At 30.9% G+C, this 25,763-nt stretch carries 8 protein-coding genes; 7 read left to right on the top strand and 1 reads right to left on the bottom strand.

Annotated elements, in window-relative coordinates; genetic code table 11:
- Window positions 1–99 precede the first annotated feature (99 nt).
- The 7 genes from A6733_RS03315 to A6733_RS03285 all read left to right on the top strand — a co-directional run bounded on the left by A6733_RS03315 (window position 100) and on the right by A6733_RS03285 (window position 23,480).
- Window positions 100–3,333, top strand: a complete 3,234-nt coding sequence (locus A6733_RS03315; RefSeq protein WP_092411535.1) for a ShET2/EspL2 family type III secretion system effector toxin — start codon at window positions 100–102, stop codon at window positions 3,331–3,333.
- 516 nt (window positions 3,334–3,849) lie between these two features.
- Window positions 3,850–6,174: a ShET2/EspL2 family type III secretion system effector toxin gene (locus A6733_RS03310; protein ID WP_092411534.1), complete on the top strand. Its 2,325-nt coding sequence runs from the start codon at window positions 3,850–3,852 to the stop codon at window positions 6,172–6,174.
- A gap of 173 nt (window positions 6,175–6,347) precedes the next feature.
- The gene (locus tag A6733_RS03305) at window positions 6,348–9,578 is read left to right on the top strand and encodes a ShET2/EspL2 family type III secretion system effector toxin (protein ID WP_092411533.1); all 3,231 of its coding nucleotides are present in this window, start codon (window positions 6,348–6,350) and stop codon (window positions 9,576–9,578) included.
- Between the two features lie 242 nt (window positions 9,579–9,820).
- Window positions 9,821–13,051 carry a ShET2/EspL2 family type III secretion system effector toxin gene (locus A6733_RS03300; RefSeq protein WP_092415281.1) on the top strand — a complete coding sequence of 1,077 codons (3,231 nt, stop codon included), beginning with the start codon at window positions 9,821–9,823 and terminating at the stop codon, window positions 13,049–13,051.
- Between the two features lie 303 nt (window positions 13,052–13,354).
- Window positions 13,355–16,417 (top strand): ShET2/EspL2 family type III secretion system effector toxin, encoded by a 3,063-nt coding sequence (locus A6733_RS03295; protein ID WP_092411531.1) that lies wholly within the window; start codon window positions 13,355–13,357, stop codon window positions 16,415–16,417.
- A 298-nt stretch (window positions 16,418–16,715) separates the two neighbouring features.
- Window positions 16,716–19,955, top strand: coding sequence for a ShET2/EspL2 family type III secretion system effector toxin (locus A6733_RS03290; RefSeq protein WP_092460415.1), 3,240 nt, complete (start codon window positions 16,716–16,718; stop codon window positions 19,953–19,955).
- A gap of 294 nt (window positions 19,956–20,249) precedes the next feature.
- On the top strand, window positions 20,250–23,480 hold the full coding sequence (locus tag A6733_RS03285) for a ShET2/EspL2 family type III secretion system effector toxin (protein ID WP_092460413.1): 3,231 nt from the start codon (window positions 20,250–20,252) through the stop codon (window positions 23,478–23,480).
- Window positions 23,481–24,240: 760 nt separating this feature from the next.
- Here A6733_RS03285 and A6733_RS03280 read toward each other — a convergent pair.
- Window positions 24,241–25,763, bottom strand: a 1,523-nt coding sequence (locus A6733_RS03280) for a ShET2/EspL2 family type III secretion system effector toxin (RefSeq protein WP_176696762.1), incomplete at its 5' end; no start/stop codon positions are given.

Here is a 25,763-nt window from a genome sequence, read left to right as displayed (position 1 = left end):
TTTGTTTGTGCGTTGTGCGTAGTATTTAGTTAAGGATGTTAGCGGTGGTTTACTGCATGTAAATCTATAGTATTAATACTAATAATAAAGCAAAGTTACATGGATTCTAACTATAATACTCATGTTCATATATCTTCACATTCTGATGAAGTAATGGCATCTAGTGAAAAGTGTTTGCCATATGTATCTAAAAAAAATGTTGAAAGTTTATTAAATTTAAACGGTAAAGTTAAAATTGATGGGGAAGTTATTCTTTGTTCTCATTTATCTTCATTATTTGCTTTGAACAGCATAGATTGCTATAGAAGTGGCAAAAAGATGAAAATTGCTGAACTTTTTTCTGATGAGAACTCAATAAAAGTGGCAGTTCCTAATAACTTTAAGGAAATTCATGAAAATCTAATGAAGAAATCGTGTGATAGGCAGATTATAGCTTGTGATAGATTTGGCAATTTTTTACACAAAATAACATCTACCACAGTTTCTGGTGAGCAAAGATTTTTTTTATTAAATAGTGCTAGTCATGCAATGTCTTTTAAGATCATGCATAAAACTAAGGAAGTAGGAGGAGTATTATTAGATAGGTGGGTAGTACACTTTTTTGATCCTAATAGGACTAATGTTGTATCACGTAGCGAAGTTTTAGATCGTGATGAATTCCTAGATTCTGGAAAATTTTCTTTAAGAATGTTTATAAGTAGATCTTCTTATAAGGATTATTTTGAAGTTTCTGGCTTAGCTCCAGTAGAAAATGAATGCGCAGTGTATGAATATTCTGATGTAAGAGATGCAAGTTCGAATTTTTCAACCTTAGAAACTCTGTCCCAAGATGGAATTTCTGGATGCATGATATATCATATGATGTCTAACAATATTAGTTCATTGGACATTAGAGGAATACTAGAATCTAGGTCTTTTTCAACATTAAGTAGTAGTATTAGAAGAGAAACATTTTTTTCTAAAAGTTCTTCAAATTTTACTGCGCTTTATTCAGCAATGGAACAGAATAAGCCTAATTCTATAATATTATATGATAATTTTTTGGAAGAACTTTCCTATAATGAACAATTAGTCTTGTTGCCTGAAATTATAAAAGCTGAATCAGCTGAAGGCGCACCAGCTTTATTTATGGCTATGCAAGAGAATAATACTGAAAGTATTAATAGTTTTGGTTTATTGATAAATAGATTAATGAATATAAGATATAGAATGTCTACAGAAGATTTTTCTGGAATAGTACTTGATGTTTTGAGCGCAAAGCGTAGAGATGGATTATCTGCTCTTTCTATGGCTTTATTCAGAAATAATTATGACTCTATTTTGGCTTTTGGTGGTCTTTTAGATATTATTTTTGTACTTAAGGAGATTAATAGCATAATATTATCTAATATCATTTTTATGTTGTTGAATTGTAAAGATGGGATGGGAACTCATTCTATGTTTTATGCTTTTCGAGAAGGATATACCGATACAGTATTTGCTTTTGGAGCATTGATAGATAGGTTACTTTTTATGAAGGGACATATACCTGATAATGATATGGCAAGTATGATTTTTAGATTATTGAATTGTGAAAACAATGATGGAGCTCATGGTATATTATATGCTTTTAAAGAAGGTTATGCTGATACAGTACGTGCTTTTGGAACATTGATAGATAAATTACTTATTATGAAAGGAGGTATACCTGATACCGATATGGCAGATATGATTTTCAAATTGCTAATGCCTAAATTTGACACAGGATCTTCTGGCTTACTTTTTTCTTTGCAAAGAATGAATATTGATACAGTAGTTGCTTTTGGTGAGTTAGTAAGCAGATTTGTGCTCCTAAGACACGGTATACCTGAGGTTATGTTTAATTCTATGATGCTAGAAATCTTAACGGCTAAGAGAAGTGACGGTGTACCTGGTATATTTTTACCATTAGCAAGGAATAATATTAATATCGTTGGTGCGTATAATTCGTTATTAGCATATGCACCTAAAGAAGTTAGAAAACAAATATTTTGTGCCAAGGATAGTAACGGATTACCTGCACTCTACACACTAATGTTTCATAATAACCCACAATCTTTGACAGCATATGCTTGTTTTTTGCAATCACTTTCTTGTGATGAGCAAATTGATTTGCTGCCAGATATCTTAGTTTCTAAGAATGATAGTGGTACCCCTGCGCTGTTTATAGCCATGCAAGAAGGATATGACACTTGTGTTGATGCATATGCTAGTTTGATAGAAAATAAATTAATGAAAATTAGGGATAGAATTTCTCCCTATGATTTTGCTGATATAGTTTTAAATATTGTATTAGCTAAAAGAAGTGATGGAGTATCTGCTTTACTTGTAGGAATTTATAACAATAGAGTTAGTGCTATAGAAGCTTATTCGAGATTATTAGATAAAATTTTATTATTACTAAATGGCACTGTGTCATATGATAAATTAGCTGATGTTGTTTATATCGTAATTTCATATTGCCTACCTTCTTGTGATACGAGTTCTATATTTATATCCATGTGTAGAGGACAAGCTGATTCTATCATTGCTTTGGGTTTGCTAATTGATAAATTAATGTTAATGAAAGGTCGTATATCTCACGATAGGCTTGCAAGGATGATTTTTAAATTATTGAAGGCTAGAACTATCAAAAATGTTGACGGATTATTTATGGCTTTGCAAGAAGGTAATACTGATGCAATAGTTGCTTTTTCCTCATTGGTGGATAAATTTCTTGGTATGAAAGGCTGCGTAGAAGATGTAGTACTGGTTGAGATGCTGTTTAGTCTACTGATCTGTAAAAGTGGCGATAAAGGTATTCCAGGCTTGTTTATGGCTATGCAAAATGGGCATCATAGTGCTGTGGATGCTTTTAGAGAATTATTAGAAAAAACAATGATATTTAAGGAAAATGTATCGAGAGAGTATTTTAATAATATGCTTTTGGATATTGTAACATCTAGACGATCATATGGAGTATCTGGGTTGTCAGTAGCACTGAAGAATAATTTTTCTAAAGTAATTAAATCTTATGGCTTATTACTTAATTTAATACCTAAATATGAATTGGTTAGTATATTAGTAGCTTCTGATAATTGTGATATACCTGCTGCTTTATCTGCTGGTGAAGAGGCTTTAGATATTTATTTAATGATAGTATCTAATTTACCAACTAGCGTTATATATGCTTTATATTCACGTCTTAGTAGCATAAGAATGTCAATTGTACATACACCGTTAAGTAATAGTGATCTTGATGGAAGGTATAAAGCCTTACTGAAAAAGGTTAAGAAATTAGCCATAAGCTCTGTACCGAATATTGTAATAACATGAAATTATATATTGAGGTATATGGAAACATGTGTTGGGATGGGAAAAGAGTTATAGCAAAGATAAATAAGTTATTAATAACTAATGTTTCTCTTTTCTTTAATTACCTTTTGTAATGGTAGCTTCGATAGTTATGTAGTTCCTGCTGCCTTATTTGCTGTAGTAGGTGGTTATCTGGAAATAATGTATGACTTGTATCAAGCAGGATTATACATGTTTTATATTCACTGCTTAATAACATAAGAAAGTCAATTTCTATATATCCTTGGACAACAGCAATCTAAATAAGATTTGAGTTTATTTATATGCAAAGCAAAAATCTTATAAAAACAAAGTTAACGTAAATGCCAATAATGACACATTGTGTGTGTGTAGATTACTCAATGGCTATTAACTTGATATAAAAGTTACCTTAGTGGACAATTTTGTCTATGCATGTTTAGTTAAAGATGCTAACGTAGTACCATATCTGTGAATATATAGTACTTATACACTAATAATAAAATAAAGCAAAGTGATATGGACTCCAATTATAACACGCACGTTCATATATCTTCAAATTTGATGGAAATAATGCCATCTAGTGAAAAGAGTCTGCCCTATATATCTAAAAAAAATGTTGTAAATTTATTAAATTTAAATGGTCAATTTGAAATTGATGGGGAAGTTGTTCTTTGTTCTCAGTTAGCTTCACTATTTGCTTTGAACAGCATAGATTGCTATAGAAGTAACAAAAAAATGAAAATCAGCAAACTGTTTTCAGATGAAGAGTCAATAAAAATGTCAGTCCCTAATAATTTTAAGGAAATTCATAAAAATATAATAGAAAATTCATGTGATAGGCACATAATAGCTTGTGGTAGGTTTGGCAATTTTTTGTATAAAATAGCGTCTGCCACGGCTTTAGGAGAGCAGCGATTTTTTATTTTACATAGTGGCAATCATGTAATGTCTTTTAAGGTTATGCATAAAACCAAAGAAATAGAAGGAGTATCATTAAGTAGGTGGGTAGTACACTTTTTTGATCCTAACAAGACTAATGTCATATCACGTAGTGAAGTTCTAAATTTAGAGGAATTTCTAGACCTAGGTAGATTTGCTTTAAGAATGTTTATGACCGAAGGTGCTTATAGAAATTATTTTGAAGATGTTAAATCAGGATCAATAGAGAATGAATGTGTAATATATGAATGTTCTGATACTCGAGAGTCGAATTTAGATTTTTCAACTTTAGAAACCCTGTCCCAGGATGGAATTTCTGGGTGCATGATACATCATATGATGTGTAATAGTATTGGTCCATTAGATATTATAAGAGTAGTGAAATCTAGCTCTTTTTCAACATTAAGTGCTGATATTAGAAGGGAGATATTTATTGCTAAAAGCTCCTTGGGTATTTCTGCGCTTCATGTGGCTATGGGAGAAAATAATCCTAGTGCTATAATAGCGTATAACATTTTTTTGGAAGAACTTTCTTATGATGAGCAAGTAAATTTGTTGCCTGATATTATAAAAACTGAATCATCTGAAGGTGTGCCTGCTTTGTTTGTGGCTATGCAATATGGATATGTTAAGTGTATAGATGTTTTTGGTTTATTGATAGATAGATTGATTAATGTAAGACATAGAATAGTAAATTTTACTGAACTGATCTTTGATATTTTGTTGGCCAAGCGTAGAGATGGATTGTCTGCTCTTTCTATGTCTTTATTAATAAATGAAGTTGATTCCGTTTTGGCTTTTGGCAATCTTTTGGATAGTATATTTGTACTTAAGGAAGATGTGGTTGATAGCAGAATATTATCTAATATGATTTTTATGTTATTGAATAGTGAAGATAACAGAGGAATTAATTCTCTATTTTATGCTTTTCAAGGAGGTCATGTTGATACAGTATTTGCTTTTGGAGCGTTGATAGATAGGTTACTTCTTATGAAGGGACATGTGTCTGACAATTACATGGCAAGTATGATTTTTAGATTATTGAGTTGTGAAAACGATAACGGATTTCCTGGTCTATTTTATGCTTTTCAAGGAGGTCATGCTGATACAGTACGTGCTTTTGGTACACTGATGGATAGATTATTGGTTATGAAGGGATATGTGTCTGATAATTATATGGCAAGTATGATTTTTAGATTATTGAGTTGTGAAAACAACAACGGACTTCCTGGTCTATTTTATGCTTTTCAAGAAGGCCATGCTTATACAGTACGTGCTTTTGGAGCATTGATAGATAGGTTATTTATTATGAGAGGCTACATAGAAGATGTAGTACTGCTTGATATGGTGTTTAGTTTACTAATTTGTAAAAGTGGCGATAATGGTGTTCCAGGTTTGTTTGTTGCTATGCAAAATGGACATCATAGTACTGTAGATGCTTTTAGGGAATTATTAGAAAAAACAGTGATATTTAAGAATGATACATCGAGTGAATATTTTAATAATATTATTTTAGATATTATAATATCTAGACGATCAGATGGGGTATATGGGTTATCAGTAGCACTGAAAAATAATTTTTCTGAAGTAGTTAAATGTTACGGATTATTACTTAATCTAATACCTAAATATGAATTGGTTAACGTATTAGTAGCTTCTGATAATTGTGATATACCTGCTGCGTTATTTGCTGGTAAAGAGGCTTTAGATAGTTATTTAATGATAATATCTAGTTTACCAACTAGTGCTATATATGCTTTATATTCACGGCTTAGTAGCATAAGAATGTCAATTATACATACACCGTTAAGTAATAGTGATCTTGATGGAAGGTATAAAGCCTTATTGAAAAAGGTTAAGAAACTAGCCATAAGATCTGTACCTAACATTGTAATAACGTAAAATTATATATTGAGTATATGGAAACATGTGTTGGGGTGGGTAAAGAGTTATAGCAAAGATAAATAAGTTATTAGTAACTAATGTTTCTCTTTTCTTTAATTACCTTTTGTAACAATGGTAGCGTGGTGTGCTACCCGTGAATCCGTGCCAATAATAAAACAAAGCAAAGTGACATGAACTTTAATTGTGATAAACATGTTCATATATCATCATATTCGATGGAAGTAATGCCGTCTGACAAAAAGAATTTGCCTTATATATCTAGTAAAAAAAATGCTGGAAGTTTGTTAAATTTAAATGGCAAATTTGAAGTTGACGGGCAAATTATTTCTTGTATTCATTTGTCCTCACTATTTATTCTTGATAGCATTGACTGTTATAGAAGTAGTAGAAAGATGAAAGTTAGCGAATTGTTTTCAGGTGAAGAATCAATAAAAAGAGCAATTCCTAGTAATTTTAAAGAAATCTATAAAAGTATAATAGAAAATTCATGTGGTAGACATATTATAGCTTGCGATAAGTTTGGTAGTTTTTTGCATAAAATAGCATCTACCACCTCTTATGGGGAGCAGAGGTTTTTTATTTTACAGAGTTGCAATCATGCAATGTCTTTTAAGATTATGCACAAAATTAAGGATATAAGAGGAGTATCGATAAATAGATGGGTGGTACATTTTTTTGATCCTAATAGGACTAATATTATAGCACGAAGTGAAGTTTTAAATTCTGAGGAATTTCTAGACCCAAGTAAATTTTCTTTAAGAATGTTTATGACGGAAGATATTTATAAAGATTATTTTGGGAATAACAAATTGGGTCCAACAGAAAATGAATGCATAATATATGAATACTCCGATATAAAAAACGTAAGCTTTGATTTTTCAACTTTGGAAACCCTGTCCCAAGATGGGATTTCTGGGTGCATGATATACCATATGATGTCTAGTAATATTAACCCATTGGATATTAGAGGAGTAGTAAAATCTAGATCTTTTTCAATGTTAAGTCGTGATGTTAGGAGAGAGATATTTTTTGCTAAAAGCTCTGTAGGTATTTCTGCACTTTATGTGGCTATGGAGCAGAACAATCCTGGATTCATAATATCATATAATGATTTTTTGGAAGAACTTTCTTATGAAGAACAATTGAGTTTGTTACCTGATATCATACATGCTAAACCACCAGAAGGAGCATCAGCCTTATTTATGGCTATGCAAGATGGACATATTGAATGTATTAATAATTTTGGTTTGTTGATGAATAGGTTAATTGATATAAGACATAGAATGCCTATAGAGAATTTTTCTGAAATACTTTTTAATATTTTAATAGCTAATAATGTAAATGATTTATCTGCTCTTTCTATGGCCTTATCCCTAAATAATTCTGGAGCTGTTTTGGCTTTTGGTGATCTTTTAGATAAGACTTTTATGCTTAAAGATATTATGGATAGTAGAAAATTATCTAATCTAATTTTTAGATTATTAAGCTATAAAGATAACAAAGGAATTTGTGCTCTATTTTATGCTTTTAAAAGAGGTTACACAGATACAGTACGTGCTTTTGTAACGTTAATGGATAGGTTGCTTGTCATGAAAGGAGATATACCCGATAGTGATATGGTAAGTATGATTTTTAGACTCTTGGAATCTAGATCTGATCCAGGATATACCGTTCTATTTTTTGCTCTGTATAGTGGTTATTCTGATATGATATTTGCTTTTTCTGAATTGATGGATAAATTGTTTATTATGAAAGGAGATATACCTGATACTGAAATGGCAAATTTAATTTTTAAACTATTAATGTCTAAATCTGATGAAGGTGACACTGGTTTATTTTTTGCTTTGCAAGAAGGTCACATTGATGCAGTAATTGCTTTTGGTGGATTAGTGAGTAAATTTCTAACACTAAGGAACGGTATAACTGAAGCTATGTTTAACTCTATGATGCTAGGTATATTAATGGCTACGAAAAGTGACAGTACACCTGGTATATTCGTACCATTAATGAAAAACAATATTGATATCATTGATGCGTATAGTTCATTGTTATTATATGCGCCTAAAGAAGTTAGGAAAGAAATATTTTGTATTAAGGACATTGAGGGATCACCTGCCCTTCATGCTCTCATATCTTATGATAACCCACAGTCCTTGACAGCGTATAATTGTTTTTTGCAAGCACTTTCTCATGATGAGAAAATGGATCTACTGCCAGGGTTATTAATTTCTAAAAGTGATAATGGAGACCCTGCTCTATTCATAGCCATGCAAGAAGGATATAACGGTTGTATTGATGCATACGGTGTCTTGATAGAAAACCAATTAATAACAATTAGAGACAGAATGACTCCAGATGGTTTTGCCGATATAGTTTTAGATATTGTATCTGCTAAAAGAAGTGATGGAACATCTGCTTTACTCATTGGGATGTATAATAATAGAGTTAGTGCTATAGAAGCTTATGCGAGATTATTGGATAAAGTTTTATCATTACTTAAGGGCATTATATCGGATGATAAATTGGCCGATGTTATTTATAGATTAATTTCACATCACTCAATTTCCTACGGTAAAAGCCCTATATTTACAGTCTTATATAAAGGACATGCTAGTTCCATTAGTGCTTTTGCTTTATTGGTTGATAAATTAATATTAATGAAAGATTGCATATCTCACGATAAACTTGTAAGCATGATATTTAAATTGTTGAAGGCTAGAACTAGCACAAACATTGATGGATTATTTATAGCTTTGCAAGAAGGTAATACTGATTCAGTAACTGCTTTTGGCTCGTTGTTAGATAAATTTATTAGTATGAAAGGATACATAGAGGATATTACGCTGATTGATATGTTATTTGATTTGCTAATGTGCAAAAGTGGTAATAATAATATTACAGGTTTGTTTATGGCCATGCAAGAGGGACACCATGGGGCTGTAGGTGCCTTTAGAGAATTACTGAAAAAAATAATGATATTTAGAGATAGTATGTTAAGTGAATATTTTAATAATTTGCTTTTAGATACTGTAATACCTAGACGATCAGATGGTACGACTGGGTTATTTATGGCACTAAAAAATAATTTTCCTGAAGTAGTTAAATTTTATGGACCATTTCTTAACTTAGTACCTAAAGATGAATTAGTTAATATACTAGTAGCTTCTGATATTTCTGGCATGCCTGCTGCATTATTTGCTGGTAAAGAGGCTTTGGATAGTTATTTCTCAATAATATCTGATTTATCCACCAAGGTTATGTATGACTTATATTTACGACTTAACAGTATAAGAAGGGAAATTAGAGATAAACTTTTAAGTAATATTGATCTTGATGTAAGGTATAAATTTGTATTGGGAAGGCTTAAGGAACTTGCTACAAGCTCCAAACATAATCACTAGCTGTTGAATACCATAAATAACAGATTTGAGTTTTCTACTTTGCAAATGCTACGATTGACTTAAACAGTTAATAATACCGTATTAATATGTGCAATTATACCTATAACAATATATTGTCTCGATCTAACAAACTGTTATAGCAAACAAAAAAAATTTGTTTGCGCACATTTATATTAAAGATTATAATATAAACGTCCTCCTGCCTGTAAACATAGCACTAATAACAGATAAAACATAGAAACATGGACTTTAATTACAATATGCATGTTCATATATCTTCACATTCGATGGAAATAGTACCATCTGACGAAAAAAATTCTCCTTATATATCTAAAAAAAACGTTGGGAGTTTATTAAATTTAAATGGCAAAGTAGAAATTGATGGGGAAGTTATTCGTTGTTACCAGTTGGCTTCATTATTTTCCTTAACTAGCATGGATTGTTATAGAAGTAAAAGAAAAGTGAAGATTAGTGAATTATTTTCAGATGAAGACTCAATAAGAAGAGCAGTTCCTGCTAATATTAAAGAAATTCATAAAAATATAATAGAAAATTCATGTGGTAGACATATTATAGCCTGCGATAGATTTGGTAATTTTTTGCATAAAATAGCATCTATTACTACTCCCAAGGAGCAGAGGTTTTTTATTTTACATAGTGGCAATCATGTAATGTCTTTTAATATCGTTCATAAAACTAAGAAAATAAAAGGAGAGTTAATAAATAGTTGGGTGGTACATTTTTTTGATCCTAACATAACTAACGTTGTAGCACGAAGTGAAGTTTTAAATCATGAAGAATTTATGGATTCAAGTAGGTTTTCTTTAAGAATGTTTATAAATAAATATTCTTATAAAGATTATTTTGAAGGTTCTAAATCAGAGTTAATAGAAAATGAATGCGCAATATATGAGTACTCTGATACAAGAGATGCAAGTTTAGATTTTTCAACTTTAGAAACCCTGTCCCAAGATGGAATTTCTGGATGCATGATATATCATATTATGTTTAATAACATTAGCTCATTTGACATCAGAGGAGTAGTACGATCTAGATATTTTTCAACTTTAAGTGATGATACTAGAAGAGAGATATTTCTTGCTAAAATCTCATCAGGTGCTTCTGCTCTCCAGTTAGCCATGGAACAAAATAAGAGTAACTCTATGAGGTCGTATAATAATTTTTTGGAAGAACTGTCTTGCGATGAGCAGGTAAGTTTATTACCTGAAATTATAGGAGCTAAATCATCTGCAGGAGTACCAGCTTTATTTATGGCTATGCAAGATGGACATATTGAATGTATTAATAGTTTTGGTTTATTACTAGATAGATTAATGAATATAAGATATAGAATTGATACAGAAAATTTTTCTAGAATACTCTTTTATATTTTGCTGGGCAAACGTAAAGATGGATTGTCTGCTCTTTCTATGGCTTTACTTGAAAATAGTATTGATTCTATTTTAGCTTTTTCTAATCTTATGAATAGAATTTTCGTAATTAAAGACAATATCGGTAGTGAAAAATTATTTAACATGATTTCTAGCTTGTTAAGTTATAGAGATAACATAGGAGTTCCTGGTCTATCTTTTGCTTTGAAAAAGGGTAATTCTGGTACAGTACGTGCTTTTGGAATATTAATAGATAAATTGCTTCTTATGAAAGGATATGTTCCTGATATTAATATGGCAGATACAATTTTTAAATTATTGAGTTGTAAAGATAATCACTCTGTTCCTGGTTTATTTTTTGCTTTGAAAGATGGTCATACTGATACAGTAATTGCTTTTTCTGAATTGTTGGATAAATTACTTGTTGTGAAAGGATGTATACCTGATACAGATATGGCAGGCATGGTTTTCAAATTATTAATGCCTAAATTTGATGAAGGCCCTTCTGGTTTACTTTTTTCTTTGCAAGAAATGCATACTGATACAGTAATTGCTTTTGGTGGGTTGTTAAGCAGATTTGCGCTCCTAAGGAATAGCATACCTGAAGGTATGTTTAACTCCATGATGCTAGATATATTAATGGCCGCTAGAAGTGACAATATACCTGGTATATTTATCCCATTATCGAAAAATAACATTGATGTTGTTGGCGCATATAGTTCATTATTAGTATATGCACCTAAAAAAGTTAGAAAAGAAATATTTTGTATTAAAGGTGCTGATGGATTACCTGCTCTTTATTCGCTCATGCTTCGCAATAATCCACAATCTTTAATAGCATACGATTGTTTTTTGCAGGCACTTTCTTGTGATGAGCAAATGGATTTACTGCCAAGGCTGCTAATTTCTAAAAATGATGATGGGGACCCTGCTCTATTTATAGCCATGCAGGAAGGGTATAACAATTGTGTTGACGCATATGGTGTCTTGATTGAAAATCAACTGACGACGATTAGAGGAAGAATGTCTCCTGATGATTTTGCCGATCTAGTTTTGGGTATTGTATTGGCTAAAAGAAGTGATGAAATATCTGCTTTGTTTATGGGAGTATATAATAATAGAGTTAATGCTATAGAAGCTTATTCAAGATTATTGGATAAAGTTTTATCATTGCTAAGGGGGACTATATCAGATGATAAATTAGCTGATATTATTTATATATTAATCTCATACTACTCACCTTCTTATGATGAGAGCCCTATTTTTACAGCTCTATACAGAGGATATGCCGGATCTATTAATGCTTTTGCTTTATTGATTGATAAATTAATATTAATGAAAGATTGCATATCTAGTGATAAACTCGTAAACATGATATTTAAATTATTGAAGGCTAGAACTAGTAGCACAAACGTTGATGCATTATTTATAGCTTTGCAAGAAGGTAATACTGATTCAATAACTGCTTTTGGCTTGTTGCTAGATAAATTGATTTGTATGAAAGGATGTATAGAAGATATTGCATTGGTTGATAAGTTATTTGATTTACTAATGTGCAAAAGTGGGGATGCTAATATTACAGGTTTATTTATGGCCATGCAAGAAGGATACCATGGATCTGTGGATGCTTTTAGAGAATTAATAAAAAAAATAATGATATTTAGAGATGGTATGTCAAGTGAACATTTTAATAATATGCTTTTAGAAACTGTAATATCTAGACGATCAGATGGTATTTCTGGATTATTTATGGCACTAAAAAATAATTTTCCTGAAGTAGTTAAATCTTATGGGTCATTTCTTAACTTGGTACCTAAAGATGAATTAGTTAATATACTGGTAGCTCCTGATATTTCTGGCACGCCTGCTGCATTATTTGCTGGTAGAGAGGTTTTGGATAGTTATTTCAAGGTGATATCTGACTTGCCTACTAAGGTTATATATGATTTATATTTACGACTTAATAGCATAAGAAGGTCAATTAGAAATATACTTTTAAGTAACAATGATCTTGATGTAAAGTACGAATTTTTATTAAAAAAGATTAAAGAGATTGCCACAATCTCCAAACGGGACTATTAAAGATAGTTGGTACCATATTAATTGATAATTAAAGGAGTATTTTTACACTTAGATAGTATAAAGTATGTAACAAATTTAAGTTTTATAATTTTCAATGATTTCATAAAAGAAAGTAAGATTAACGTAAATGCTAATAATGTCACATTGATGTGTGTAGTCATACTAAATAACATACCATCATAGTATAAAAAGTTGTTATAGCAGACAATTTTGTCTGTGTATATCCATGTTAAAGATGGTAACCTGGTGTTCTATTTGCGTATTCCTAGTAGTAATACCAATAATAAAACGAAGCAGAGTAATATGGATTATAATTACAATACACATGTTCATTTATCTTCACATACGATGGAGATAGTACCATCTGATGAAAAGAACTCGCCTTACACATCTAAAAAAAATGTTGGAAGTGTATCAAATTTAAATTGCAAAGTTGAAGTTGACGGAGAGATTATCCGTTGTTCTCATTTTGCTTCATTGTTTACTTTGAATGGCATTAATTGTTATAGAAATGACAGAAAAGTTAAAGTTAGCAAATTGTTTTCAGATGAAAGTTCAATAAAAAGAACACTTCCTGGTAATTTCAAAGAAGTTTATAAAAATATAATAGAAAATGCATGTGGTAGATATATTATAGCTTGCGATAAGTTTGGCTATTTTTTGCGTAAAATAGCATCTACTACAGTTTCTTGGGAGCAGAGATTTTTTATCTTAGAAAGTTGCAATCATGTAATGTCTTTTAGGGTTACGCATAAGATTAAAGAGATAGAAGGAGCATCGGTACATAAGTGGGTGGTTCATTTTTTTGATCCTAATGCGACTAATGTTGTGTCACGTGTAGAAGTTTTGAGCCCTGAGGAATTTATAGATCTAAGCAGATTTTCTTTAAGAATGTTTATGACTAAATGTTCTTACAAGAATTATTTTGAGAATAATGATGCACAACCAATAGAAAATGAATGCGCGATATCTGAATACTCAGATATAAGAAACGCAAGTTTTAATTTTTCAATTTTGGAAACCCTGTCTCAAGATGAGATTTCTGGATGCATGATATATCATATGATGTCTAGTAATATTGCTTCATTGGATATTAGAGAAATAGTAAAATCCAGATTTTTTTCAACCTTAAGTTATGATACTAGGAAAGAGATATTTTTTGCTAAAAGCTCTGTAGGTGTTTCTGCGCTTCAGTTGGTCATGGAACAAAATAAGAGTAACTCTATAAGGTTATATAATGATTTTTTGGGGGAACTTTTTTATGATGAACAATTAAGTTTGTTACCTAATATTGTACACACTAAATCACCTGAAGGTGTGCCGGCCTTATTTATAGCTATGCAACAAGGACATACTGAATGTATTAATAATTTTAGTTTATTAATACATAGATTAATGAATCTAAGATATAGAATGCCTATAGAAAGTTTTTCTGAGGTAATTTTTGATATTTTGTTGGCTAATTCTAAAAATGGATGTTCTGCTCTTTCTATGGCTTTGTCCAAAAATAATACTGGATCTGTTTTGGCTTTTGGTAATCTTTTGGGTAATGTTTTTATACTTAAAGATGTTATGGGTGCTAAAAAATTAGCTAATCTGATTTTTAGATTGCTATCTTATAAAGATGACAAGGGAATGAGTGTTCTATTTTATGCTTTTCAAGAAGGTTATGCTGATACAGTACGCGCTTTTGGAACATTGATGGATAGGCTACTTCTCATGAAAGGTAATATTCCTGGCAATGATATGGCTAGCATGATTTTTAGACTCTTAGAATCTAGAGGATTAGGTTTTGGAGTTCTGTTTTTTTCTTTGTGCAATGGTTATTCTGACATAGTATTTGCTTTTTCTGAATTGATGGATAGATTGCTTGTTATGAAAGGAGATATACATGATAATGATATGGCAAATATGATTTTTAAATTATTAATGTCTAGACATGACACTGGCGATACTGGTCTGTTTATTGCTTTGCAAGAAGGTCAGGCTGATGCAGTAATTGCTTTTGGTGGGTTAGTAAGCAAATTTGTGCTCCTAAGGCACAGTATACCTGAAGCTATGTTTAACTCTATGATGCTAGACATATTGATGGCTACAAGCGGTGATGGTATATCTGGCATATTAGTATCATTAGGAAAAGGTGACATTAATGCTGTTACTGCATATAGTTCGTTACTAGTATATGCACCTAAAGAAGTTAGAAAAGAAATATTTTGTGTTAAAGATAGCAAGGGATTACCTGCCCTTCATGCTTTCATGGCTCACAATAGTTCACAATCTTTGATGGCATATGATCATTTTTTGCAGGCACTTTCTCATGATGAGAAAATTGATCTACTACCAATATTGTTAATCTCTAAAAATGCTAATGGTGACCCTGCCCTATTTGTAGCAATGCAAGAAGGATATGAAGATTGTGTTAACGCATATTCCATCTTTATAGAAAATCAATTAATGACAATTAGAGATATAATGCCTCCAAACGATTTTGTCGATCTAGTTTTAAGTATCGTATTTGCCAAAAGAAGTGATGGAACATCTGCTTTACTCATAGGGATGAATAATAATAGAGTTAGTGCTATAAAAGCTTATGCAGTATTATTAGATAAAGTTTTATCATTGCTAAAGAGTGTTATATCAGATAATGAACTTGCAAACATTATCTTTAGATTGTTGAAGGCTAGAAGTAGCACAAATATTGATGGATTATTTATAGCCTTGCAAGAAGGTAATAGTGGTGCAATAGTTGCCTTTGGATTTTTGTTGGATATATTTATTAGTATGAAAGAATACACAGAAGATGTCTCATTGGCTAATATGGTATTTGATTTATTAATGTGCAAAAGTGGTGATAATGATATTCCAGGTTTGTTTATGGCTATGCAAGAAGGACATCATGGAGCTGTAGAGGCATTCACAAAATTATTAGAAAAAACATTGATATTTAAGAATTATATATTAACTGAATTCTTTAATAATATGCTTTTAGATACTGTAATATCTAAACGATCAGATGGTATATCTGGTTTATTTGTAGCATTAAAAAATAATTTTCCTGAAGTAATTAGATCTTATGGCTCATTGCTTAGCTTAATACCAAAAGATGAATTAGTTAATGTACTAGTAGCTTCCGATAGCTATGGCATACCTGCTGCGTTATTAACTGGTGGAGAGGCTTTAGATAATTACCTGGAAATAATATCTAGCTTGCCAACTAGGACTATGTATGCTTTACATTCACGACTTAATAGCATAAGAAGGTCAATTAGATATACATCTTTAAGCAATATTGAGCTTGATGAAAAGTACGTACTTTTATTGAAAAAGATTGAAGAACTTGTTAGAAGCTCCAGACAGAGCCATTAAATGGCTGGTATCAGGTCCTCAATAAAGTGGAAATAGTATTTTCACTTAGGTAGTACAAATTACTACTAAATAAAATAAACAACAGATTAAAATTTCCTGGTCTCAAATGCAAAATTTTCATAAAAATTAATGTAAATTCTGATAATGTTACATTAATACGTTTGGTTGTGCCTTAATAAGGTGTTAGCAACTAAATAGTTATTTAAAAAGCGGTTATTTATGTGATCGCTCATGTTAAAAAAGCATAATGCAGTACATTACTTATGGTTTGTATTAATATAAAATAAGGCAAAATTATATGGACTTTGATTGTGGTACGCATGTTCATATATCATCGTATTCGATGGAAGTAATACCGTCTGATCAAAAGAATTTGCCTTATATATCTAAAAAAAATGTTGAAACTTTATTGAATTTAAATTGCGAAATTGAAGTCGATGGGGAAGTTATTCGTTGTTCTCATTTGGTTTCATTATTTACTTTGAATAGCATTAATTGCTATAGAAGTAACACTAAAATGAAAATTAGCGAACTATTTTCAGATGCAGAATCAATAAAAAGAGCAGTTCCTGCTAATTTTAAAGAAATCCATAAAAATATAATAGAAAACTCATGTGGAAGGCATATTATAGCATGCGATAAATTTGGTAAATTTTTGCACGAAATAGCATCCACCATCGCTCCTGGGGAACAGAGATTTTTTATTTTGCAAAGTTGCAATCATGCAATGTGCTTTAAGATCATGCATAAAATTAAAGAAATAGAAGGGGTACCAGTAGGTAGGTGGGTAATACATTTTTTTGACCCCAATAAGACCAATGTTGTATCACGTAGCGAAGTTTTAAATTGTGAGGAATTTCTTGATTCTAGTATATTTTCTTTAAGAATGTTTATGACTAAAGATAGTTATAGAGATTATTTTGAAAATGTAGAATCAGAGCCAATAGAAAATGAATGCGCAGTATATGAGTACTCTGATATAAGAAATGCAAGTTTGTATTTTTCAACTTTGGAAACCCTGTCTCAAGATGGCATTTCTGGATGTATGATATACCATATGATGTCAAATAATATTAGTTCATTGGATATTAGAGGAGTGGTAGAATCTAGATCTTTTTCAACTTTGAATAGTGATGTTAGAAGAGAAATATTTTTTGCTAGAAGCTCTATAGGTGTTTCTGCTCTTCAGTTAGCCATGGAACAAGGTAAACATAACTCTATAAGATTGTATGATAATTTTTTGGAAGAGCTTTATTGTGATGAACAAGTAAATTTGTTGCCTAATATTGTACAGACTAAATCACCTAAAGGCGTACCTGCCTTGTTTATGGCTATGCAAGATGGACATATTGAATGTATTAATAGTTTTAGTTTATTGATAAATAGACTTATGAATATAAGACATAGAGTTCCTATAGAAAATTTTTCTGAAATGCTTTTTGATATTTTGGTAGCTGATTTTAAAGATGGAAGCTCTGCTCTTTCTATGGCTTTATCAAGAAACAATGCTGGATCTGTTTTGGCTTTTGGGAATCTTTTGGATAATATTTTTATGCTTAAAGATATTATGGATGGTAGAAAATTATCTAATCTTATTTTTAGATTGCTAAGCCATAAAGACGATAAAAGAATGTGTGCTCTATTTTATGCTTTTCAAGAAGGTTATACTAATACAGTATGTGCTTTTGGAAGATTGATGGATAGATTACTTGTTATGAGAGGTCATGTGCCTGATAGTGACATAGCTGATATGATTTTTAGACTTTTGGAATCTAAATCTGGCTCAGGGTTTACTGTTCTATTTTTTGCTTTGTGTAATGGTTATTCTGATATGGTATTTGCTTTTTCTGAATTGATGGATAGATTACTCATTATGAAAGGCTATATACCTGATACAGATATGGCATATATGATTTTTAAATTGTTAATGTCTAAATTTGTCTTAGGTGATACTGGTCTATTTTATGCTTTGGAGGGTGGATACGCTGATACAGTAATTGCTTTTGGTGCGTTAGTGAGTAAATTTTTGCTAATTAAACACAGCATACCTAAAACTATGTTTAATTCCATGATGCTAGACATATTAATTGCTATGGGAAGTAACAATACGCCTGGCATATTTATACCATTAGAAAAAAATGATATTAATGTTGTTGCTGCATATAGTTCATTATTAGTGTATGCATCTAGGGAAGTTAGAAAAGAAATATTTTTTGCTAAAAATGGTACCGGATTACCTGCACTTAGTACACTAATTGCTCATAATAATCCACAATCTTTGGCAACATATGGTTGTTTTTTGCAATCACTTTCTCGTGATGAGAAGATTGATCTACTGTCAGAGATGTTAATTTCTAAGGATGATAGAGGGGACCCTGCTCTATTTATAGCTATGCAAGAAGGATATAATGATTGTATTGCTGAATATGGTGTCTTAATAGAGAACCAGTTAACTACAATTAGAGACTTAATGCCTCCCGATGATTTTGCTAACCTAGTTTTAGATATTGTATCTGCTAAAAGAAGCGATGGAATATCTGCTTTAATCATGGGAATGTATAATAATAGAGTTAGTGCTATAGAAGCTTATTCTGGATTGTTAGACAAAATTTTATTATTACTAGATGGCACTATATCAGCCGATAAGTTAGCTGATATTATTTATACATTAATTTCATATAACCCTCCTTTTTATGATGAAAGCCCTATATTTACAGTCCTACACAGAGGACATGCTGATTCTGTTGCTATTTTTAGTTTATTAGTTGATAAACTAGTATTAATGAGAGATTATATATCTAATCGTAAGCTTGCGCATATGATTTTTGAATTGTTGAAGGCTAGAACTAGCACAAAAATTGACGGATTATTTATGGCCTTGCAAAAAGGTAATACTGATGCAGTAAATGCTTTTGGATTTTTGTTAGACAGATTTATTAGTAGTATGAAAGGATACATAGAAGATGTCTCATTGGCTGATATGGTATTTGATTTATTAATGTGCAAAAGTGGTGATGATAATATTCCGGGTTTATTTATGGCTATGCAACAAGGACACCATGGAGCTGTAGATGCTTTTAGAAAATTATTAGAAAGAGCAATGATATTTAAGAATGAGGTGTTCAGTGAATATTTTAATAATATGATTTTAGATACTGTAATGTCTAAGAGATTAGATGGTACTTCTGGGCTACTTTTGGCACTAAAAAATAATTTTCCTGAGGTAGTTTCATCTTATGGACTATTAATTAACTTAATACCTGAAGATGGATTAGTTAATGTGTTAGTATCTTCCGATAGTTATGGTATACCTGCTGCATTGTTTGCTGGTAAAGAGGCTTTAGATAGTTATCTAGAAATAATATCTAACTTGCCAGCTAAGACTATATGTGCTTTATATTTGCGACTTAATTCTATAAGAATGTCGATTAAACATACACTTTTAAGTAATAGTAGCTTTGATGAAAAATATAAATTTTTATTGGAAAAGATTAAAGAATTTGCTATAAATTCCATACAGGGTATTGTAATAGTCTAGAACTACAGTTGAAATATTCTTATCCCCAAACAAAATAAGTAGTAGATTTAGATTTAGTATTTCATAATCTTTTGCAATGCAAAACTTTAATAAAATTAAAATTAGCGTGGATGCTGATTTTATCATATTAGTGGTATGTAATTATACTTAACGACACCACATCAATATAAAAAATTGTTTTATAAGACAATTTTTTATATGCATATTCATGTTAGAGGTGTTAACGTGGAGCCTGTTTTTATATCTATAGTAGTAATATCGATGACAAAGCAAAGCAAAGCAAAGTAGAGTGACATGAGTTATAGTTACGACATGCATGTTCATGTATCCTCACATTCGATGGAGTTAGTACCATTTAGTCAAAAGAATTTGCCCTATTTATCTAATAAAAAAGTTGGAAGTTTACTAAATTTAAATGGCAAAGTTGAAATTGACGAGGAAATTATTAGTTGTTCTCATTTGTCTTCATTGTTCCTTTTGAATAGCATTGACTGTTATAGAAGCAACAGGAAAATGGAAATCAGCAAACTGTTTTCAGATGAAAGTTCACTAAAAAAATTAGTTCCCTCTAACTTCAAAAAAATTTATAGAAATATAGTAGAAAATTCATGTGATAGACATATCATAGCTTGTAATAAATTCGGTAATTTTTTGCATAAAACAGCATCTACCACAATTTCTGGGGAACAGAGATTTTTTACCTTACAAAGTTGCAATCATGTAATGTCTTTCAAGATTACGCATAAAATTAAAGCAATAGAAGGGGTGCCAGTAAGTAGGTGGGTAATACATTTTTTTGACCCTAATAAGACTAATGTTGTATCACGTAGCGAAGTTTTAAATTGCGAGGAATTTCTGGATTCTAGTAGATTTTCTTTGAGAATGTTTATGACTGAAGGTTCTTATAAAGATTATTTTGAACGTACCGAATTCGAGCCAATAGAAAATGAATGTTCAATACACGAGTACTCTGATAAAAAAAATGTAGGTTTGTATTTTTCAACTTTAGAAACTCTGTCCCAAGATGGAATTTCTGGATGCATGATATATCATATGATGTCTAGTAACATTAGTTCATTCGACATTAGAGGAATAGTAAAATCCAGATCTTTTTCTACCTTAAGTGCTGATACTAGAAAAGAGATATTTTTTGCTAAAAGCTCCTCAGGTGTTTCTGCACTTCAGTTAGCAATGGAACAAAATAACGACAACGCTATAAAATCGTATGATGATTTTTTGGAAGAACTTTCTTGTGATGAGCAAGTAAATTTTTTACCTGATATTATAAATACCAAATCACCTGCAGGTGTGCCTGCTTTATTTATGGCTATGCAAGATGGGCATGTTGAATGTATTAATAGTTTTGGTTTATTGATAAATAGATTAATAAATATAAGACATAAAATTCATATAGAATATTTTTCTAAAATACTCTTTGATATTCTGTTAGCTGATTTTACAAATGTAAGCTCTGCTCTTTCTGTAGCTTTATCCAAAAATAATGTTGGATCTGTTTTGTCTTTTGGTAATCTTTTAGATAATGTTTTTATACTCAAAGATATTATGGATGCTAGAAGATTAGCTAATATAATTTTTAGATTATTGAATTACAAAGACAACAAGGGAATGTCTGTTCTGTTTTATGCTTTTCAAGAAGGTTATATTGATACAGTACGTGCTTTTGGTACATTAATGGATAGATTATTTGTTGTGAAGGGACATGTTCCTGATAGTGATTTGGTTAGTATGATTTATAGACTACTAGAATCTGAATCTGGCGTAGGTTTTACTGTTCTATTTTTTGCTTTGTACAGAGGCTGTTCTGACATGATATTTGCTTTTTCTGAATTGTTGGATAGATTATTTGTTATTAAAGGAGATGTATCTGATACTGACATGGCATATGTGGTTTTTAAATTGTTAACTCCTAAATTTAATACAGGTGATACTGGTTTGTTTTTTGCTTTGGATAAAGGTCATGCTGACACAGTGATTGCTTTTGGTGGATTAATAAGTAAATTTTTACTATTAAGTCACAGTATACCTAAAGCTATGTTTAACTCTATGATGTTAGAGATATTAATAGCTACGGAAAGTGATAATACACCTGGTATATTCACAGCGTTAGCAAAAAATGATATTGATGTTGTTACCGCTTATAGTTCATTATTAGTATATGCACCTAAAGAGGTTAGAAGAGAAATATTTTGCATTAGAGATAGTAACGGATTACCTGCCCTTTATAGATTAATGATTCATAATAATCCGCAATCTCTTACAACATATGATTGTTTTTTGCGATCTCTTTCTTATGATGAGCGAATTGATCTGCTGCCAGGGATATTAACTTCTAAGAATGATAATGGTGATCCTGCTTTGTTTATAGCCATGCAAGAAGGACACAGCGATTGTATTGCTGCATATGGTGTCTTGATAGAGAGCCAGTTAACGACAATTAGGGACTTAATGTCTCCCGATGATTTTGCTAACCTAGTTTTAGATATTGTATCTGCTAAAAGAAGTGATGGAATATCTGCTTTAATCATGGGAATGTATGATAATAGAGTTAGTGCTATGGAAGCTTATTCTGGATTGTTAGACAAAATTTTATTATTACTAAATGGCACTATATCAGCTGATAAGTTAGCTGATATTATTTATACATTAATTTCATATCACCCGCCTTCTTCTGATGAGAGCCCTATATTTACAGCCCTATCTAGAGGACATGCTGATTCTGTTGCTATTTTTAGTTTATTAGTTGATAAATTAGTATTAATGAAAGGTTATATATCTGACGATAAGCTTGCGTATATGATTTTTAAATTGTTGAAGGCTAGAAATATTAGCACAAACGTTGATGGATTATTTATGGCTTTGCAAAAAGGAAATGCTGATGCAGTGACTGCTTTTGGCTTGTTATTAGATAAACTTATTGGTATGAAAGAATACATAGAAGATGTCTCATTGTCTGATATGGTATTTGATTTACTAATGTGCAAAAGTGGTAATGATGATATTCCAGGTTTGTTTGTTGCTATGCAAGATGGACATCATGAAGCTATAGATGCTTTTAGAAAATTGTTAGAAAAAACAATGATATTTAAGGGTGATATATTAAGCGAATTCTTTAATAATATGCTTTTAGATACTGTAATATCTAGACGGTCAGATGGTATACCTGGGTTGTTTGTAGCACTGAAAAATAATTTTCCTAAAGTAATTGAAGCTTATGGCCTATTTCTTACCTTGATACCTAAAGATGAGTTAATTAATGTATTAGTAGCTTCTGATAGTTATGGAATACCTGCTGCATTATTTGTTTGCAAGGAAGCCTTGGATGCTTATTTAACAATGATATCTGAATTACCTACTGATACTATATATGCTTTACATTCACAGCTTAGTAGCGTAAGAAGGTCAATTGAACATATAATTGTAAGTGATAGCAATCTTGATGGAGGGTATAATCTTTTACTGGAAAAGGTTGAAGAACTTGCTAGAAGCTCTAGACAAGGACATTAAATTACTTTACAGATGCTAATGAATCTTGTAATCATCGGATGATATTAGTTATTATTAAACAGAGCAAATGATAGATTTGAGCTTTATAATGTGCAGGTGTAAAAATTCCATAAAAGTAAAATCAACATAAATTACAACAAAGTTATAGGTAGTACATGTGGTTGTATTCAGTTATAATTAACTCAATATAATAAATTGTCTTTCTCTCACTTGTCTTCATTATTTATGCTACGATGAGTACTTACTGCTGTAGTAATAACACAAAAAAATGAAATATTGTAATGTACGGTGATGGATTTAGCATCTGTAAAATACTATGGAGGATTACCATAACTAGCAGAAAAATTGATGAGTCATTTATGAATTATTCAGGAAAATAACACTGTTTAAGTAGTTGATTTTGGATTGTTATTAGATACAATATTATTAATATGCAATGATACATATTTGCTATACAACAGTATAAATCATTAATAAACAACAAATTTAAAAGAGAATTAAAGTCAGAGTAAGTGACAAATTTGCCACACTGATATGTGTATAATAATAAACCAGTTATTTACATAACAAATTGTTTTTTTAAGCATAGTAAATATAATGGTTCTATACTACATTAGCGCGGAAAAGAGAAGAGCATTTCAAGAAATGCTTTCTATATTCTATTCATATACCAATAATAAACCCAAACCATTTATACACTCAACATAATTTCCGTGCATGTCTACAAATAAAGCCGGCACACTTTCAGATGATTAAGATTTTATAGTATTTGGCAACAAACTAACCTTTCTCCAGTTGTGCCATAATACTCATGTATTGCTGCACATTCATTTCCTCCCTCATATTCAAAATAATTTTTATAAGAATCTTCACCTATAAACATTTTTAAAGAGAATTTACTTGGGTCTAAAAATTCTTCACAGCTTAAAACCTCACTACGTGATACAACGTTGGTCTTGTAAGGATCGAAAAAATGTATTACGTACTCTCTCATACTTGTTGGTGCTCCTTCTATTTCCTTATTTTTGTGTATTATATTAAAAGACATTGCGTGACTGTAACTCTGCAAAATGAAGAATCTCTGCTCTCCAAGAGTCAAATCAGATGCTGTATCATGCAAAAAATTACCAAACCTACCGCAATCTATAGTACGAGCATAAGAAAAGTCTCTTTCCATCGTAATTTTACGAACCTCTTTAATTTTTTTAAGAGCTGATGCTCTAACAGATTCTTCATCTGAAAATAGTTCCCAAATTTTCATTTCGGTGCTACTTCTATAGCAATCAATACTATTAAGAAGAAATAATAAAGATAAATCCATAGAAGAAACAATTGTTCCATCAATTTCAACTTGATCACTTAAATTTAATACATTATCAATATTTTTTTTAGATATATAAGGTGAATTTTTTCTATCACATGGTATTTTTTTCATAGAATATGAAGAATACATGGTACTCATCTTAACTTTATTTTTAACACGAGATATTTCACAAGACATTCCTCTTCTAATTTCTTCAGATGCATGCATTAATAATGAATTATACGCACCCATAACACCAATGTTACCTTCTGCCAATTCTAATAATCTGAATATACCGGATGTGCCGTCACGTTCCCTAATCATTAATATTTCTAGCATCATATAATCGAATTTAGGCGTAGACACACTCTCCTTTAGAAACACCACAACTCTACCTATCAATCCACTAAAAGCAACTACTGTATCAATGTGACCCTTTTCCAAAGCAATTAACAGACCGGAAGAATAGATTTTAGGTTTGTGTATTAATAATTTAAAAATCATATCTGCCATATCATTATCAGGTATACTTCCTTTCATAATAAATAATCTGTCCATCAATTCATAAAAAGCAACCATTGCATTAGAACTACCACAGAACAAAGCAATAAATAGTGCAGACATTCCTTTAGATTCAGATTCTAATAGTCTAAAAATCATGCTTGCCATATCATCATTAGGTATACATCCTTTCATAGTAAGCAACCTATCTATCAATGCACCTAAAGCACGTACTTCATCAGCACAATCTCCTTTAACAGCATAAAATAGAGCAGAATATCCCCTTTTACTTCTATGATCCAATAGAAAAAAAATCATATTAGCTATTCTTCTAGCATCCATAACATCTTTGAGCATAAAAATATTATCCAAAAGACTACCAAAAGCTAAAATGGCATTAAATTTATTCCTTAATACAGACATAGAAAGAGCAGACAAGTTATCTTTACGCTTTGCAAGCAAAATATTAAATAATATTT

Origin of the sequence: Candidatus Ichthyocystis sparus, assembly GCF_900078745.1 — a bacterium.
Taxonomy (GTDB): Bacteria; Pseudomonadota; Gammaproteobacteria; order Burkholderiales; family 2013Ark19i; genus Ichthyocystis; species Ichthyocystis sparus.
The sequence above is the reverse complement of the archived record's forward strand: the minus strand, read 5'-3'. Positions and strand labels throughout refer to the sequence as shown.